Annotated in this window: 9 protein-coding genes; 1 reads left to right on the forward strand and 8 read right to left on the reverse strand. The window is 55.6% G+C overall.

Annotation, left to right across the window (positions count from 1 at the left end):
• Positions 1 to 16: 16 nt before the first annotated feature.
• The 7 genes from WCS52_01535 to WCS52_01565 all read right to left on the reverse strand — a co-directional run bounded on the left by WCS52_01535 (position 17) and on the right by WCS52_01565 (position 13,450).
• Entirely contained in the window at positions 17 to 4,276 is a 4,260-nt protein-coding gene (locus WCS52_01535) for a choice-of-anchor Q domain-containing protein (GenBank protein MEI6165854.1), read from the reverse strand.
• A 120-nt stretch (positions 4,277 to 4,396) separates the two neighbouring features.
• A complete protein-coding gene (locus WCS52_01540) occupies positions 4,397 to 4,639 on the reverse strand; it encodes a hypothetical protein (protein MEI6165855.1) in 243 nt (80 codons plus the stop codon).
• A gap of 43 nt (positions 4,640 to 4,682) precedes the next feature.
• Complete coding sequence (larA, locus tag WCS52_01545) at positions 4,683 to 5,972, reverse strand: nickel-dependent lactate racemase (GenBank protein ID MEI6165856.1); 1,290 nt, start codon at positions 5,970 to 5,972, stop codon at positions 4,683 to 4,685.
• A gap of 5 nt (positions 5,973 to 5,977) precedes the next feature.
• Positions 5,978 to 8,245 carry a hypothetical protein gene (locus WCS52_01550; GenBank protein MEI6165857.1) on the reverse strand — a complete coding sequence of 756 codons (2,268 nt, stop codon included), beginning with the start codon at positions 8,243 to 8,245 and terminating at the stop codon, positions 5,978 to 5,980.
• Positions 8,246 to 8,260: 15 nt separating this feature from the next.
• On the reverse strand, positions 8,261 to 9,532 hold the full coding sequence (locus tag WCS52_01555; GenBank protein ID MEI6165858.1) for a Gfo/Idh/MocA family oxidoreductase: 1,272 nt from the start codon (positions 9,530 to 9,532) through the stop codon (positions 8,261 to 8,263).
• The gene (locus tag WCS52_01560) at positions 9,522 to 12,239 is read right to left on the reverse strand and encodes an AAC(3) family N-acetyltransferase (GenBank protein ID MEI6165859.1); all 2,718 of its coding nucleotides are present in this window, start codon (positions 12,237 to 12,239) and stop codon (positions 9,522 to 9,524) included. The genes WCS52_01555 and WCS52_01560 overlap by 11 nt, the downstream gene beginning before the upstream one ends.
• An 83-nt stretch (positions 12,240 to 12,322) precedes the next feature.
• Entirely contained in the window at positions 12,323 to 13,450 is a 1,128-nt protein-coding gene (locus tag WCS52_01565) for a substrate-binding domain-containing protein (GenBank protein ID MEI6165860.1), read from the reverse strand.
• Between the two features lie 143 nt (positions 13,451 to 13,593).
• Between WCS52_01565 and WCS52_01570 the strand changes: the two genes are divergently transcribed.
• The gene (locus tag WCS52_01570; protein MEI6165861.1) at positions 13,594 to 15,774 is read left to right on the forward strand and encodes a beta-galactosidase trimerization domain-containing protein; all 2,181 of its coding nucleotides are present in this window, start codon (positions 13,594 to 13,596) and stop codon (positions 15,772 to 15,774) included.
• A gap of 2 nt (positions 15,775 to 15,776) precedes the next feature.
• Here WCS52_01570 and WCS52_01575 read toward each other — a convergent pair whose 3' ends face one another.
• On the reverse strand, positions 15,777 to 18,302 hold the full coding sequence (locus tag WCS52_01575; GenBank protein ID MEI6165862.1) for an MFS transporter: 2,526 nt from the start codon (positions 18,300 to 18,302) through the stop codon (positions 15,777 to 15,779).
• Positions 18,303 to 18,351 lie beyond the last annotated feature (49 nt).

Genomic DNA, 18,351 nt, shown 5'->3' on the forward strand with positions numbered 1-18,351 from the left:
CTTCAGCACCTCGAAATCAATTCACAATCAAGATCATTCCATGCTGAGCCGAGGGAATTACATTTCCACTCTCAAATGCCCCCATGTCACACCCAGCATCCACCATACGGCTGAAGCCGACACCCCGTTCATCCGTCGCCAGACCAAGCACGTTGACGCCATGATTAATTGCCGGGCTTCCCGCAGACAGGGCGCAAGTCGGAAGAATCCCCCCGTTGATCGCCAGCGGCTGGAGTCGCGGATCAATTGGTGCCGCCGCCGTGCCGATGTAACTGCCGCTGACATTCGGGACGCTGTTCGTGTTCAGGCCGCTCCCCGCTCCGGAGTTGTTCCCGACCAGACTGTTGGTCACCACGCCGGCTCCGCCAAGTTGCACGCCGATATCCGGTCCGATGGCGGCCGAATTGCTCGCCACGATGGAACTGTAGAGGTTGTAGGCCGGTCCAAAATCCATGTAGATCCCCCCCCCGTTCGAGGTGGCAACATTCGCGAACACAGTGGAGTTGTACAGAGAGAGTTGTTTACCGGTATTGGACCAATGATACACCCCCCCGCCGAATATTCCCGCCGTATTCACAGCCAATGTCGAGTTGATCACCAGATTGGTCGTATTGTTACCCTGCAGGGCGGAATAGAGCCCGCCCCCATAACCGCCCGCGCTATTGCTGCACAGGGTGGAACTCAAAAGGATCACCGCCGTATCCGCCGCCCCGTAGATGGCGCCACCGTTAGTGGTGGCGGCATTGCCCGCAAACAGTGAATCGAGCACAGTCAGGGTTCCAATACCGACATTACTACGACTGACCGCACCCCCATTGATCCCGGAAGTATTGACCAGGAAGGTGCAGTTGGATAACCAGAGGCTGGGTGTGTACGTATAGATCGCGCCCCCTTCACGCACCGCACGGTTGCCAATAAACTGGCAATTCAGGAACTGGTAGGTCTGAGCGCTCGTATTTTCAGGTCCGGCAACCGCGCCGCCCACGAACATTGTCGCGTTGCTGGCAAACCGGCAACCATCGAAGAGGAAATCGGATGCGGACAGATTTACGGCGCCACCGCTAACATTGGCATTGGTCGCGTAACCATTCTGCAGCGTGAGGTTCCTGATGATCCCGGGAGTCGTGAAATTCAGGATCCCCGTACTCTGAAAGGTGGTGAATGGCGCGGCCGCCGCCTGCAAGACCGTATCCCTACTGGTGTTGCCTGCAAAGGTCAGGGGCTTGCCGACACTGATGTTGGATTCGGTGTAGACACCGGGCAGCAGGTGGATCACATCGTTGGCCGCACTCTGAGCACGGCTGACGGCATACGCTACCGTTCGGAACGGTTGCGCCAGTGATCCATTGTTGGTATTCGTATCCACGCCGGAAACCGATACATAGAGATTGGATGAATCCTGCGGTAACCAGGTAATCGCCAGGTCCGATTCGTTGTAGTTGCCTACAATTCCAGCTTGATTTCCAACAAAAGCCAGATTGCCAAATGTGAAACCGAGATTGCTCACATTCTGATAGCTGGCATGGTTCACCGCGTTATCAAGCAGCGAAATGGCAAGCGTCGCCACCCCCTGCCATCGCACAACGGCCGTCAACCCGGAAGGGAGATTCACCGGCACCACTTTTCCGCTCGCAACGAGATCCTCCCCGGCCACAGCGTTGAAGGAATCGCCTGACAGCATTACGGAGAGGGTATTGGAGAGGCTCCCATCATTCTTCCACGTTTCATAGAAGGTCTTGGCCGAATAGGTCAGTAGAGGATCCAGGAATTGGACCGCCAGGGTTGATACCACGGCGTTGGAAACAATGGAGGCATTGCCACCAACAAAGGCGCTATTCAGGAATGTGAATGTCAGGTTGCCGACATTGTTCGCCGAATTATGCGCCGTGGCACTGCCGAACAGGGAGGCGTTCAGGCTCTTGGGCCCCTGACGGGTAAGGACCACCGTCAGGCCTGGCGGCATATTGGCAACGGTGACCTTGTTGGACACCACAAAATCATCGCCGTTCACCCCCGTGAAGGTGTCGTTGCTCAGCGTTATCGAGATGGTATTGCCGATGGCGCCATTGTTCGCCGCCGACTCAGTAAAAGTTGAACCACCATACCAGAGGGACGGGTTGACATTGTCATTAAACAGCAATTGCAGAGTATTGACCGTGACGTTTACGGCATTGGAGACCACGCCCCCAGCCAGCGCATTGGGCTGAAACGTGAAGGTGAGATTAGTGACGCTGTCGGCCGTGTTGTTCGCCGTCGCCTTGCCCGTTATCGTGACACTCAAGTTGGTACTGCTGGCACGAGAGGCCACCACGGCCAATCCGGATGGCAGGTTCGAAACCACCAACTTCCCCTGGGTTACGAAATTGTCACCGTTCACCCCTGTGAACGCATCAATCCCTTCCGCCAGGGTGATCTGAAGCGGCGAGGAATTGTCAATCGAGCCATCATTGGCGGGTGCCTCGTCAAACACACCGGAAGAGTAGATAAACCGCGCCGGTCCCGCGCCGAACTCGTAGGCGCCCATATCAGATCCGGTGCCAACAAGGCGGACAAATCCCGGGCCGCGTTCGTCAAAGGCAAGGTTGAGGAGGTTGGTCCCGTTGTTGACGGCCGGACTGGCAGCCGACAAAGCGCACGTCAACCGCAAACCACCGTTGTTGGATAACGGGAGAAGTGCCGGGTTGATCGGCGCCCCTGATGTCCCGATATAGCTACCAGAGGCATTGGGGTTGCCGATGACAAGTCCGGTGCCGGCATTGGTGCTGTTACCGATGAGACTTCGGCTAATTGTCCCCGCTCCACCACTTTGGACTCCAATGTCAGGTCCGGTGGGCGCCGTATTGCCAGCCACAATCGAACTGTAGAGGCTATAGGATGCCCCCGCATCCGTGTACACACCGCCGCCGTTTATCGCCGCGGTATTCCCAAAAACAGTGGAATTGTCGAGAACAAGCGGATTGCCGCCATTGGACCAATGATATATCCCGCCCCCGATGTTCCCGGATCTGTTTGCGTAAAGGGTAGAATTATTGATCAGACATGAGGGCGTACCATTTTTGAGATTCGAATAGAGGGCGCCACCGGAAATTCCGGCGCTGTTACTCGAAAGGGTGGAGTTCCAGATCGTCAGCGCGGTGTACGTGTTCCCATAGATAGCGCCCCCACTGTTGGTGGCGCTATTCCCGGAGAAAAGCGAATTGTAGACCGTGATGCTGCCGGTGCTGCTGCCATCATTCCGGTGGAGCGCCCCGCCACTACCACCTGATGCGTTGGCAAAAAACGTACAGTTGGAAGCCCAGAGACCGGGAGTATAAGTATAGACTGCGCCACCATCAAGACTCGCCCGGTTGCCAACAAATTGGCAATTCCGGAAATTAAGAGTTGCCGCACCATTGTTGGCGTAGATGGCGCCACCCTTTGACGTTGTGGCGTTACTCGCAAACAGGCAACTATCGAAGTAGTACTCGCAATTATTTGCAAGATTGAGGGCTCCGCCGGGGCTGGTGGTGTTGCCATTCTGCAGCGCAAGGTTGCTGATCATGCCGTTTACACTGAACGCCAGAATGTTCTTATTGGTCGTATAGGGCGTAGACGCCGCCTGCAGAATCGTATCAGAACTGTTATTGCCTGAAATCGTGACGACCCTGGTGATTCCATTGAGGAAGGATTCGCCGGTATTCTCAGTATAGATGCCGGCGGCCAGATGGATGACATCGTTAGCAGCGGTCTGTGCATGGGCAATGGCATTGGATACCGTCCCGAACGGAGTAGCCGGCGACAGTCCTGAATTGGCGTCACTGCCGGTGGCGGACACATACCAATTAGATGACACCTGAGCCAAGAAGGTGACAAGCAGGTTAGTGCCGCTGGCATTGGCAACAGAAGATGCCGGGCCATTGCTGAAGGCCCCGTCAAGGAAGGCAAAGCTAAGATTACTGATATTCGCCGCTGTGGTATGGCTGGCGGCATTACCGGCCAGCGATAACACTACTTTATTGGTGGCGGTACGCGTCGCCTGGGCTGTCAACCCGGAGGGGACATTGGTCGGAGTCACCCAGCCCGAGCCCACATACTCCTGGCCATTTGTTCCCGCAAAGACATCGTTCGTGAGTGTCACCGTGATCGTGCTGCCGATCCCGCCGTCATTCTGCCAGCGTTCCAAAAAGGAATTAGTACTATAGCTCAGGGATTTCTGGGCAGAGGCAGAACCGACCAATCCCATCAACAACGCTACAAACAGAATACCCCGCATCAGGCCTTCAATCCGTACTTTCATACCGTCACCCTCCCCGTCTTTCGACATACCATATTAACTCCTACTGTTGAAATGTTAGTCTATATGTATTATATTTGCAAACACGAAAATAACATATTTCAAGCACAAGAACCGATGGTACTAATCGCGTCTACACCCCGCCCTTTCCAGGAATTTCATCGAGCCCCCCTTCAGTATTTCCGCATCAAGGCTCACCCAGTCATACTCGGGATTCTCGCGGGAAAGCGGGTTGTGTTTCGGAATGGCGCTGCCACGGCGGCGAAGTTCCCTGAGGATCTCCAAACCAACGCCACGGATAACCAGTTTCTTTCCATCAGTGAAAGGATTGAAGACTGGCACCAGCTTGCGTCCCATATTCATCATGGTTACTCCCTCTTGACCGCTCATCACGTGTATCTAATCTTTTCTATTCCACAATCACGCCAACGCCGTCAGGAATGACGGTGATGCCAGCCTCCGGGCCTGCGGTATCAAGGGCCATTTTGACAGCCTCCTGAAGGGTTTCCGCATGCTCCATATGCATGGCCCGAATGAACGGTCCATCACAGAAATGGGTCACAAGAATGACACGGTGATTGGAAAGAATGCGCGCCAGAATCTGGTATTGCCACTGATCCTGCTGGGTTTCCTCCTGCGGGACCCGCCGTACCTGATCTAATAGCGCCTGCGGGCTTTTCGCACCAGACAAGCAGCGATAAAACTCCTCCCCACCATATCCATCGCTACACCCGGCCACCATAATGATCGTGCCGCCATTTTTGCAGCAACTCTCCGCAGTGGTCATGCCCTTGACCGCCTGGTAGAGATTCTGATCCAGCGGGTATCCCCCATTGCTGGTAATAACAATTTCCGTCGGTACGGCACGCAGGCTAACGCCTTCTTTCAGCCACGCACAACCCGCAAGGTGGGCGTGCTCGGGATGACCGGCAAAGGCTGCGGAAATGGTCTTGTCCGGATTCAAAGTGACATTGAGAATGAAGGCCAGCCGGGCTTGATCTGCAGCAAATAACATGTCTCCGTGAATCGGGTTACCCTCCAGATTGCCCGTCCGGGCTCGTGGATCCTCAATAAACCGGGCACAATGATTGGCGAGAACGGTCTGACGTCCGGCAATGCCGGGCATGACACTTTTACGTCCCCCGGAGAAGCCCGCAAAGAAATGAGGTTCAATAAACCCCTCGGAAATCAACAGGTCCGTTTCCAGCGCATGCCGGTTCAACCACAACGCCCCACCCGAGGGAAATGTCCCAAGGTGAATCAGGCTGTCGCGATCTTCGCAGTCATGCACGACCAATCGCTCGGTGTCACAGATATGATCACCAAACTTGGCTCGCAGCTCTTTATCACTTGTAGCCCGATGACAGCCGGTTGCGACCAAAATGGTTACGGTAATTCCGGGATTCCCCAAACGTAACCGCTCCAACAATAGTGGCAAGGTAATCCGACTGGGAACGGGACGGGTATGGTCACTGACAATGATGGTCACTGTCTTTCGCCCGGCAGCCAACACTTCAAGGCGTGGAGAATCGATAGGCTGATCAAGGGCCCGTTCAACACATTGTTGTTGCTGAACCAATGAAGGGGCTCCACCCCCAAGTCCATGAAAACAGGACGGAACCAGGACAGCCCGCAACTGTCGATCAGGGATCTCAGCCTCCTCGTAGGTTTGATGATAAGGTATGCGTATGCGAGTCATGATACTCACCGCTCATTCCTCTCACAAAACGAACTTTCCGGATCGCCACAGTAATCCACACCTTCTTTGAACCGATTTATCCCGATACTTTTGCCTGTATTCCGGGTAACGAACAGGCGTACAACCGCACAGTTCTTGTAACCTTCGAGTGGCACGTACACGAAGGTTCCATCGAACCGTACCTTCAGGAACCGCCATTTCTTATCACCGGGGACCATCATGCCAACCTTGCCAACATCGGCTCCACGCGTCACACGGAATACGACGTGTGGAGTGTGACCATAACTCACCGTATCATCCGCCGCCAGGAATTCCGACATGATTCCGGCAATATAGTCCTGCCCGACCGTATAGAGTTTACCACGCGAGCCGACAGGTACGCGCAGAGGATCAGCTTCAAAACAAAAGATCCGCCGTTTGAACTGTTCGCAAAGCGGAAGATACTTTGAAAACAAAGCCTTGTTCCGGGCATAGGTGAGATTGGGATCGGAGGCGTATTTCGGAAAGCACCCGTGGAGTATGCAGCGGCGGAGATTTTCATCGATCGTCTTCTTGTTGCTTGTCCACATGAAAAAAAGCGGTTTGGCCAGACTGGCCCAGAAGTACTTCTCCTCACCATAATCGCCGTCTCCCTCAAGCAGAACGCCATCGGTCCAACGCAGGGATCGGATGGATTGCGGCTTGTTGGCGAACGAGGCCAGTCCGCGGGGAATCATGAACTTCTTTATGGCCTTCTCGGCACCATCATAAGAGAAGTTCATACAATAGGCGGGCTTGTTATTCACCACCGTTATGCCGTCATCGTGGGCGAAATCAATATCATAGTGGCGGAAGCAGTCGAGAAAGAAGCCTGCCAGTGAGGGATAACCCTCGAAAATGCGACGGGCGTCACGGATCATGTGTCGGCCGAAAGACCAGCGCGGATCAGCGTTCATGTTGTGGCAATTATGCCAACCCGACGCCTGATATGAACCGTCCTCATTCCGGGCAATGGAGTCAGGCCACTCCCGCTCGACACGAGGACGATAGCCATCGGTGTAGTTGAAGTACCAGTAGCAACCCACACCGGCGCGCGAAAGTTTTGCCAGACGAGACCGAATATCAGCACGGTGGTGCCGGACCTGCCGATGCGAAACATTCGGGTCAGCAGACTGCATGCTCCGTAACTCCGCGTCGATTTCCGAATCCATATGGGTGTCAAAGTATTCGTCGAGCTGCGCGGGCGTGATCTTACGCCCATGTTTGTGGAAATAGGTTTCCTTGGCCCAGTTGGTATGCCAGGAGTCCTTACCAGCCTGATAGTAGTCGCCGTAGTCCTCAAAGTGGCCGTGGACTTCAAGCGTCTTGATCCCAAAATCCTTGCATCGCTGCAGATCGTCCGCCGTCTGAACGCCCTCGCAGGTGAACGTGCCCTCATGCGTGTAAATGGTGTCGGAGGTGGGCGTGAAATATTCAGGCCAGCGTTTAAAAACCTGACCAAGCGCCGGCCGCCAGTCACCGGAGTGGAACATCATCATGATCTTCGTTTTCATCGGCCGGGTACCGATCAAACCAATGTAGTAATTAACGGTTTCCAGCACCGGAACGGACCTGATATCTTTTTTCATCGAACCCCAGTTGTAGCATCTCTCGCCGTTCGAGACCTGGAACTTGGCCGCTGGCACCTTGGCGTCAATGGGCTCCATGATGGAGAAACCAACATCCAGATCCCGGCTGAAGTGGGAAATCATCGGCAGGATGATTTCCTTGTTGGAGACGTACGGTACCTGAAGGTGCATGTATTCGAATGAGGTCATACCGTCGAACACAAATTCCGCGCCATAGGCCGGCGCCCAGACATTCCAACCTGCAATCACGGGCCATGTAAAGTGGATCCGGAGCGAACGGTCATGCAGCTTGGGCGATTTCTTTTCAGCCCTCACCTCCCATTGGAAGGCGTCTTTCCCCAGCGTAAACTTGACCAAAAGCATGAAGGCCGCACCGCGGAAGTGCTTGGCAAACGTGACGACGTTGCCACGCTGCCGGCAACCGGTTACCGTGAAGGGGTCATTAAGATCGTCAAACCATTTCTCATCATATTCGTCATAAATCCTCAGCCCGCCGATATATCCGGGAATTCCCTGCCGGAGTTGCTGAAAGAGGTCGATGTTCTTCCCCTTGAAATTGAGGGAGCGGATCCACCCGGTCCTCTTTTCCACGGCGAGGGAAACATCCCGATTCTCAAGGGTTAATGATTCCATCCGTTTCAATGGTTTCAACTGGATAGGTGGCATGTGTTTCGTTTCCTTTTATGGCATCGGCGGAGCGGGCGGAAAATCATGGCCAGCAGCGTCCGGCGTGACGGGAATTCCACCGGCCGCCACCGATCGTGACGACAGGTCTGCAATCAACACGGCACGCCGGGCCTCCGCAGTGGTCGCCTTCTGCAGGGGATCGGAATCACCCAATCCCAGGCGGTCGGCAATCAGCCGGATATCCGCCCCTCCATGGCCATGTTCATGTTCCGACGTATCCTGCGTCACAACAAACTCGGTGGTCTTTCCTGCGGCGTCTATCAACCTCAGGTAGGGTTTGCGATCTGAAACATTCTCGCCCAACTCCAGCCGCCCCTTGGTCCCTGTGATATAGAAATAGCATCCTTCAGTCGGCGAGAACGTGACCAGCGTAAACACCGCCAGAATTCCTTTAGCGAACCGGATCTGGAAAGACTGGTGATCATACACTGTATGGCGGTCGCTGAAGACACACCGATCACGAACATACCCATCCTCCCCTTCCGCCTCCCGGTAGATCCGGCGATACACCCCGTCCCACTTGTCCATGTCGAAATAATGCGGACAGGTCGCCGTGATCGCACAGTCGCCGCAACGCACCCCGTGATTAAGGTCAGGCCGGGCCCGATAGAAGCTCCGCCCCCCCCGCGACGATACCTCTACGGGATCGTCGTTGATGATCCAGCAGAGGATATCAAGATGATGGCAGCACTTGTGGTTTGCCAAACCGGCCGATTTCGAAAAGTCGCTGTGCCAACGATGGAAGTAATCACCCCCGTGAGAGTAGGAGAGTACCTCGGCAGCCTCAACGGAAATCACATTGCCAATCACTCCCTCGCGCACCAGTTTAGCCGCCTTCAGTGTCCAGGGCTGGTAGCGCATGTTATGGCCGACCACCACCTCGTTCCCCGTCCGCGCCGCCACCGCGATGATTTGGTCGCACTCCATGACGCTGGTGGCCAGCGGTTTGTCCACCAGTACTTTCAGACCGGCCTCCAAGGCCTCCACGACCACATCACGATGTTCACAATCCGGCGTGGTCACAATGCACCAGTCGGCAGGTATATGATGCTGCGCCTCGCGAATCGTGCGAAACACCGGCATATCAGGACGAAGCAGTTCGCGCGCCGCGGCTTTACCCCGCATCAGGTTGGAATCCACCAACGCGACGAGATCCGCATGGTCCGGAAATTCGGGAAGCCCTTTGCCAGGAAAGCCCAGGAGCCCCTTGGCAAAACATCCCAACCCGCGATTCCCCGTCCCGACCACAATAAACCTAGTTTTCATATTCTGCCTTTATTTTCTTGTTCAATATTGCGGCAATCCCATTTCGAAGCGTCTTACAATAGAAGCAAGTGCAGGTTCCTCCCTTACCGAGGCTAACCAAAGGGTTGGCCTGGTTCACTTTGACACTAATGTCAGCCACGGCACGCGCCGGAACGTGATAGATAACCCCATCACCCAAGCCCATGCTCCGCATAAGTCCCTGTTTCAACAAAGGGGCCGCCATGGTGGACTCAAAATGGTCCACATGCCAGGGGGCATGGGGCAGGATATGAACCCGGCGCCGGTTGTCTGGTCCAATGGCATGGGCAATGAGAACGGGCTGCGGCACACCGGTCCAATCCTCACCGGCATGGAACAGGGTAGCGCTTCGAATCGGGCAAAGCAGAAGAACATCCCCTTCGAGATCAACCAGCCGCCCCCAGAAACCCGCGCGATCCATCGGCGACATGGTAACCTTGTGCGCCTCGGTCAGGTCCCTCGCGGCAGGCCCGAAAGCCGCGACGGAATGGGTGGGATGGGCGCTGCGAAATACCCCAGGGCGTGTCCTGAAATATTCTGTAACGGCCCCAACCAGCGAAGGGGATAGTTTACGGTCATACGGCTGTGCGCCAAGCACACTGTTCGTGTGCGTTGGCATCGCCAATGTGCCGCGCGGTCCCACGAGATCCAGAAGGACATCCACGACTGTTGCAGATCCGCCCTGGACATAACCGAAATTACTGAGCGAACAATGGGCGACTACAAGGCCGCCCCGTTTCAGCCCAACCGCCTTAAGCTTTTCACGAAGCACAGACGGCGTAATCATCGGCATCAGGCGCGCCTTGCCGGTTTGCACAAGGTGTTGCGCCAGTCGCACGGCTTTCTCCATATCAATCTCGACACCGATCATGGCCAGTTTGTTCACGACCTCCGCCACCGTGGATTTACCCCTGAACTGACGTGCCAGCATCCACGCCCAGCCCTCGGTTCCCCAAGCGGGTGACAGTCCCAGGGCTTTCTTCAACGCAGAAGCCTGGTCCGGACGCCACTCATCCTCGAAGGTTAGAAATCCGTTGAACAGGATCTGAGGGACCAAGCGCGTTGCCTCCTTGTGGGCAACCGCCAAAGTTCCTCCAGGGACGTATGAACATCCGGCCCTGGATAACTTCTGTCCCGCGTGTCCGGCAATGAGTCGATCCAGTTCAGCCTGCTGCGCCACTTCAGGCCAACACCCGGTGGCTCGACTGACGCCTTCCCGGTACAAATCCTCCGGCTTGAGCCTGTCTCCATACAACTCCGGTACGGTCATCAATCGGCGTAACGACTCGAGCTCATGTTGCACCCGCCGGCCGATCACCTCTGCCTTCCCGGTCTTCTCACGAAGCTCACGATCCCTTTCCGTCAGGATCACCCGCGCTAAACGCAAAATATCATCATTGTCCATCCGCATGGCGGAATATAGAAAAGCCGTCGCGGTCGACCCTACCCACCGGATCGTCCTTAGTTTAAGCCGATCAGGCTCATCGGACGATGTATGATAGGTTGAATCCACCGCCTGCTCAATGGAAACATGCGCGGCGGTTTGGCAGGTTTTCAGGATGGCATCGCTCACATAATTAAAGCCCGTCTTCGTCGGAATACCCTTTACCAGTTGATCCGCAATCTGTGCCGCCTCACGCAGGAGATGTCGCGCAAAATGGGGCTGATCCCGGAATCCGCCTCTCAGGACAACGGGAACGAGGTCGTGCCCGACCATGTCGAGGTTGATCCCGGCGATAAAGGTGTTTTCTTTCGGAACGCGGTTCACCCACGCCTGCACCCCCCTGACCTCGGTTGAGAAAAATACCCGGACCCCCCGTTTAGCATCACGGAATCCAGGAGCCACCTCCAACGCACGCAGAATCCTCACCACCTCAAGCGCCACGGCCACCCCGGACGCGTTATCCTGGGCACCAGGCTCATCCAAATGGGCGCAGATATAGAGCGAAGGATTAGCCGGCCCCAGCGTAGCCGTCACCAGGGGCATCGTTCCGGCTTTGCGCCCAGCCTTTACCCGGGCGCGAAGCCGCAGTCCACCGGGTCTCCCCAGCAGTGCCCGCACCCTGTCCCCAACTTCCGGCGACAAGGAAAAACACGGGATACAAAGACGATCCGCAGCAGGCGAAACGGCATAGTTGAGATAGCGGGAGGCCTTGCGGTCATCATGGGTGCCGCACACCAGCACCCCCAGCGCCCCCGCCTCTGCCGCGGCTTCGGTTGCTTCAAATGAGCCCGCAATCCCTTCCAAAAGCAGAAAAGCACCTTTCAGCTGTCTACGCACCGAGTACGCATCAGTGGAGGCGATCACAGGCCCCTCCACCCAGCGACCGCCCGGGGTCCCCGGACTGTACATCGCGAGCCCCTGAGGAACCTTAGCGTAATCGATCAACACCGGATCAGGGGTTACCGGATCCCGCAACTCCAACCGGGCCTCTTTGACAGACCAAGCCACCGGCATAATCCATCCGCCGTAGTCCGTCGTGCCGTCAGCCGGAATCGTCTCGATCTTTACATTTTGGAGGCCCGCCCGGCGTAACTCACCGGCAACCGTCTCCGCCGCCCTCTGCACGGCAGGCGTATCCATCCACCGGGCATGACTCCAGATGGACTTCACCGACTCCTGTACGCGTAACGCCCGGAACCGGCCTGCCGCCGCCCGTGCCTCCTTAATCAAAGTGCAAACACTCATCCAATGACGATACCAAACCCCATCATGTATGTATATAAATTATATTTGAAGGAATAAAATGAAAGAAGCGGAATTAAGAAGAATCAGGAGGGCCTAAGAGTTGCGACCGTTTCCCCCTCAACGAATGTAAATCCAACACGGTGGATCGCCGCCTGGGCCATCGGCATATCGGGATCGCTGAACCGGTCCATCAGAATGCGCAGCGCCTGGACGCCCATCCCATGAAAATCAAATGAATTATGGGACAACAGGGGGCTGTACCCCTTCTCCGCGGTTAGCTCACCCGCTACAGCCACTACCGACAAGTCGCCCGGCACCGAGATCCCTGCCTGTTTAAGTCCATCGATGAACTGATGAGCCACGGCGCAATCATAGGTCACCACCGCCGTGGGACGGTTATTGCCCCTGATGCAGGTCTTGATTAAGGACTCCACCCTCTTTTTATCAAGGCCGCTCTCCCCGCCGTGGCAGACGGGAACGAGCCCAGCCTGCTCCATGGCGATCTCGTAGAACCTGCGACGGATCTCTGCGTCCCATGAACTGACCAGGGCATTGGTCACCGGATGGCGGGTCGCCCCGCCCACATAATGGATTCGCCGGTGCCCCATCTCGACCAGATACTTGACAGAGCGGGTAGCAGCGCCCTCATTGTCGCAAACCACATAGTTCAAAGGAATATCCGGCAGACACGAATCCGCCACAACAACCGGGACACCTGACCGGACAAAGCGCTTCATCAACGCCGGATCGGTCAACTCCATAACCAACAAGCCGTCGATCTCCATTTGCCGCAATTCCTGACTTGATAGCCGATCGGCCGGATTTTTCAGGGAAAACATCCGGACATCCACATGCTGATCCCCGGCCGTCTCAATGATACCCCTGAACATCTCAAGCCGATACCCCTGCTGGAGCATGGAGGCATGGGCTCCGACCGACACCAATCCAATCTGGCTTGGTCCCTGACCCGCCCCACCCCGACCCGTAACAAAAGTACCCTTACCCCGTATGGGCTGGACAAGGCCTTTGCGCGCCAGGACCGCCAACGCCTTATGAACCGTCACATACGACAGGCCGAGGTAGTCGCAGAGTTCCTTGACCGGCGGCAAGGCATCCCCCTGGCGCAACCGTTGGCGGGCGATATACTTACGGATGCGTTCAGCCCCCTGAATGTGCAGGGGATCCTTACTGTTGGAACGAAATGTGATCATTTAATGAATATAGAGGGAGCCCCACGCCAACTCAAGCCTTTATGAAGGCCTTCCCCCACCCTCTTAAAGTAATATATAAATTATACTTGAAAAATGAAGAATGGAGTCGGATAGTGGTGCCAGGAAAAACAAGGAGACGTACCATGATGAATGACTGGCGGCGGTGGGGAACGGCATTAACCCTAGTGACCATATTGGGCGCCAAAGTAATGGCAGGCGTGGATCCCTATGAAACATACGTCAAAAACTCCCGGGACTTCCAACCCGTAAAACAGGACAAGGCTTTTTTGATCAACGCCTATCCGAACTGGGTTTATATGCCCTGGTATTACCAGTGGACCATCGGGTTTACGGAGGCCTCGGGGCAATTCTGCAAGGAGACCGGCATCAACGGCGCCTTCGTAGATCATGGTAATCCTGACCACCTCGACTGGATTAACTCGAACAAATTTCGTTTCTATGTGGACCATCTTGCCGGAAAGGGCGACCTCCACCTTTGGGACCAGTTCCCGAAGGATAAAGCCGATCAGATTCACGGTACCGGGCTACGCGCCAAACCCATCAACGAAGTCATGAAAACCCGCCTGAAAACCCTGATCAAGACCCGCATCGCCCAAGTTAAATCCTCGCCCTATCGCGCCGCATACGCGTTAGATGATGAAATTTCCTGGGGGTTTTTCGTGCATCCATGTATGTGGCAGGTGACTGACGATGGAGCCGCCTATACGGCCTGGCTCTGCGAAATTTACGGTCCGGGAGCCCCTCGTCCCAAACAGTGGATAAGCTACAATGAAATCCGGACTCATCTCGCCGGATGGAGCCTGTCCAACTTTGACGCCAGCCCCGTGATGGACCAATGGTCCTTCAATGACTCCTACTTTAACAATTTCCTCGGTGACCTCGTGACTTATGCCAACACTCAGGATTCCGCAACCCCCTGCGGGTTTGTAGGAGGCCAGCAGCCGGCCGCCTTCGGCGGTTACGACTACGCCAAAATCATGCGAAAAGTCCAGTACATCGAAGCCTATAACAAGGGCGACTCCCAGTCCGTGATCCGATCCCTCAACCCCCGCAATGCGATGCCTACGGTCACCTCCTTCTTCTATTCAGGCAAGAGCAATGATGTCTCGGATGCCGCCTGGCAGGCCTGGTACTATCTGGCACAGGGAAATCGGGGCCACATCGCCTGGGTGGAAAAATGGTTTGATGATGCATCACACCCCAATCCCTGGCTGAACGCCATTGCCCCTACCTACCGGGAATGCGGCGAAAAAATCGGGCCCTTGATGAGCGGCGCCGAATGGAAGCATGACGGCATCGCGGTCTATTACAGCCATGCCTCCATCCAACTGGGCTGGATTCTGGACGCAGCCGCACACGGCAAAACCTGGGGCAGTCGTAACGACGACTCGCGCCTCGGGTGCGTCCCCCAATGCCGCAAGGCGTGGCTGAACATGCTCAGGGACGAGGGACTCCAGTTTAACTTCCTCAGTTACGTGGATCTCATACAGTCCGGCGTCCCTTCCTCGTACAAGGTCCTCATCCTGCCCTCCACCTGGTGTCTCTCCGATGCCGAAGCCCGGCAGATCAAAGCATTTTGCGAGCGTGGCGGAACCGTTGTGGCCGACACCCTGCCCGGCCTGTGGGACCAGCACGGAAAAGGACGGGCCACCGGCGGCGCCCTCGACGACCTTTTTGGCGTCAAGCACAGCTCCGCCATGACCTGTAAGGACGTATTCAATGGCAACGACAAACTCTGGTGCGAGACCGACCAGGATGCCAACTTCACCACCCGGAACCCCGAGGTGATGTTAACCCGGGCAAACACCTGCATCCGCGACGCCAACGGCTTTAACAAGGCCGTGCGTAACATGGGTACAGTCAAGATCAATCACATCGGCAAAGGCACCGCCGTCCTGATGAATCTGTCCCCCCAATGGTATAATGCGTATCGTCTTCAAGGTGCCGAGGCCGCCTCAAAACGCTCCATCTTCATGAAGCCGATCCATGACGCGGGAATCCGGCGATGGGTCCAGCTGAAGGACGCTGGCGACAAGGAGTTCGGCTACGAGATCACCTACTGGAATCAGGGAAACCGGACGATCCTCTTCCTCATTGCCAACAAGGACGTGGCGGCAACGGATCTCGGGGGCGGGGCAGCAGTCGGCCTGAAAGACGAGACGATTCCCGTCACCCTCGCTTTCGCCACGCCTGTGCGAAACGTCAAGGATGAGCGCACCGGAAAGCCCCTGGGTAATGGCCGGGAATTTCCCCTGCGTTGGAAACAGAACGAAGCCTGCGTGGTCTCTTTCGAAACCGACTGAGTTCAAGGCAACGGGCGATTAAGAGAGGCGTCATCCGCTTCGGGAGCCACGTAGTTTTCGGCACCCAGCTTTTTCCAGTATTGATAGACACCCAGGAGCGCCATGAAACTCAGGGCACTCGCAAGGCCCTGGAACAGAAACCCATATCGGAAGTTGTCGGTATCCATCGAGCCTGCCGTCAGATAATCCATGAAAATAGCCCCGGCAGGCCCCGCGACGGCCGCAACGAACTGTCTGACCATGGCATTGGCTGAACACATCTGACCGTACTTTGTCTTGGGTAATATCATGATGAGCATGGGCATCAATGCCATGGCCCCCAGCATCTCAAATGGCTTGGTGACGAGACTGGCCCACACGCTGAAGGTATAGTCATGAAGCCACAGAAATCTTGAAATCGCGAGGGGGATCAAGACTGCGGTGGCCACCAGGACCAACTTGAGGGGATTCCTGCGATCCACCAGAGCCCCGATCGGATAGGCCAACAACAGACCAATGATATTCAGGAAAATCCCTGTCATCCCGACCCTGGCCAAACTAATACCCCGGTCGATATCCCAGAGGTGCAACGTCCCATTATCGCTGGCATTGGCCACCTTCACCCCTCGGCTTTGACATGCCAGCGCCGTAACGGAATGGGTGTAACCCGAGAATGTCTTGAAAGACTGATCCGTGGCGGCATCGCTAATCGCCAGGGGCCTCCACAACCGGATGCTCTCATCCATGCTGCCGCTCAGGATTACGCGGAGGTCGGGCTTGTAAATCACACATGAAATGGCTTGCTTGTGCCCTTTCAATGTCTGAATCAATTGCCCGTTATTTACGTCCCAAATCCGCACCAGGGAGTTCTCGCTATCTTTTCGGCCATCACGTCCACCCGACAGGATCCAGAGATCGTCCCCAAGAATCCTGCTCGTCCGGTCGGGTGGGACATCATACAGTGATTCGTTTGTGAAGACAGCCGTGAGGAACGATTCCACGACACCAAGAAAGGAGGCCCAGCCCCCTTTCTTGGGTTCTTCAGACTTTGGCACGGCCGTCAATCCGGGAGAGAAGCAAACCGTGTAGACAGGGCCTGGACTTCCTTCAATCGTTTTCAGAAGGGCGCCCGTGAGGGCATCCCAAATAATAATCTTTTTGTCTGCCCCCCCGGAAACCAGGCGATCGCCGCGGCAGGAGAAGGCGACCGCGTTCACAACATCATCGTGGCCTGACAACTTGGCGAGAACTGTTCCGTCCTGGCAATTCCAGAGCTTCACCTGCTTATCGGTGCCAGCAGAAGCCACCAACCTATTGTCGGGGGAAAGCGCAACGCTACACACAGTGCCCTCGTGAGCGGGTAGACGCTGCAGGCATTTCCCTGTCCCGGCTTCCCAGATCTTCAGAATCCCGCCCCGTGAACCTGATACAAGGGTCTGTCCGTTCGACGAAACGGCCACGGCGGATACCGGCCCAGACCGGGTGTCAATCGTTGTGAGCAGGACCGGTGTATTCAGTATATTAACATCCCACACCTTGAGCAGGCCGTCGGGACCGCCGGAAACGGCCCACCGACCGTCCGGAGTCATCGCCAGGACCATGGAGGCCCGTTGAATGGCAGGGGTAGTGATGCTTGCATGGTCCGTATCGGAATACGCCACAATACTTTTTTGGTGTTGGCTGAGATGGAGGCCAAAAACGCCTGATGGATTAAGGCCTCTAGCGAGCACCGCCACCGCGGTCGAGAGATAGAACAGGATGAATACGGGGTGGGTAAAACACTCCCTGAAATACAGTTTAACCTGATCCCGAAATCTGGTTTTTTGGGTGACATCCGTCACAGGCGGGTATTCCCCCTCCTTAACCCGCCAACAAAGCAGTCCAAATCCCACAAAATAAAGAATCGCCACGCCCACATGGATGGCCTTGATGTGAGTCAGTTGATGGGGAATAATATAAATATTAATTAGGATGCCGGAGGCCGTCCCGAAAACCTGGGATACCCCTTGAAAACGCCCTATGAAATGTCGTGGGATAACATCAGGGCAAAGATAGTAATAGACGGTCCCCACGAACTCGTTGAAAAACGAGAAGCCAATGGTGAGAAAACCTATGGCAATGAGCGCAGCGGCAAAAGGTGAAATAAAAGAGGTCTCAGACAAGTGCGTCTTGCAAAAGGCAATAATGTCGTCAGAGAAACCGAGCGCGGCCGCAAAAAAAACCAGAAACGGCATGGTGAACAAGATGTAAGGGATGCGCCGGCCAAAGCGACTGCGAGTGCGATCCGACTTGAAACTGACAATCGGTGTCATCACGGTTCCTATGACCATGGGAATGACATTGAACAGGATGTTGACCTGGAGGTTGCTGACATGGAAGTTGTCCTGCAGGAATAATCCCAGGATGTTTGGACCGCCAGCCGATTCGAAAAGCAGGAAACACAGATTGCCCCAAATCATCCAACTGAAGAGTGCGAACAGGGTGACTTTGGTGTAATGCAACGTACCGACTTTGTATTTATCATCAGTCGGCATGGAAGAAACAGGCATCTCAAGCGTCTCCTTGTGAATTGCTTAATATTTCAACATACAGCCCGCC

Source organism: bacterium, assembly GCA_037128595.1.
GTDB lineage: Bacteria > Verrucomicrobiota > Kiritimatiellia > CAIKKV01 > CAITUY01 > JAABPW01.

Excerpts from the sequence above, each read along its gene's own strand:
- WCS52_01535 (MEI6165854.1), bottom strand. The coding sequence starts at position 4,276 with ATGAAAGTACGGATTGAAGGCCTGATGCGGGGTATTCTGTTTGTAGCG.
- WCS52_01540 (MEI6165855.1), bottom strand. The coding sequence starts at position 4,639 with ATGATGAATATGGGACGCAAGCTGGTGCCAGTCTTCAATCCTTTCACT.
- larA (MEI6165856.1), bottom strand. The coding sequence starts at position 5,972 with ATGACTCGCATACGCATACCTTATCATCAAACCTACGAGGAGGCTGAG.
- WCS52_01550 (MEI6165857.1), bottom strand. The coding sequence starts at position 8,245 with ATGCCACCTATCCAGTTGAAACCATTGAAACGGATGGAATCATTAACC.
- WCS52_01555 (MEI6165858.1), bottom strand. The coding sequence starts at position 9,532 with ATGAAAACTAGGTTTATTGTGGTCGGGACGGGGAATCGCGGGTTGGGA.
- WCS52_01560 (MEI6165859.1), bottom strand. The coding sequence starts at position 12,239 with ATGAGTGTTTGCACTTTGATTAAGGAGGCACGGGCGGCGGCAGGCCGG.
- WCS52_01565 (MEI6165860.1), bottom strand. The coding sequence starts at position 13,450 with ATGATCACATTTCGTTCCAACAGTAAGGATCCCCTGCACATTCAGGGG.
- WCS52_01570 (MEI6165861.1), top strand. The coding sequence starts at position 13,594 with ATGATGAATGACTGGCGGCGGTGGGGAACGGCATTAACCCTAGTGACC.
- WCS52_01575 (MEI6165862.1), bottom strand. The coding sequence starts at position 18,302 with ATGCCTGTTTCTTCCATGCCGACTGATGATAAATACAAAGTCGGTACG.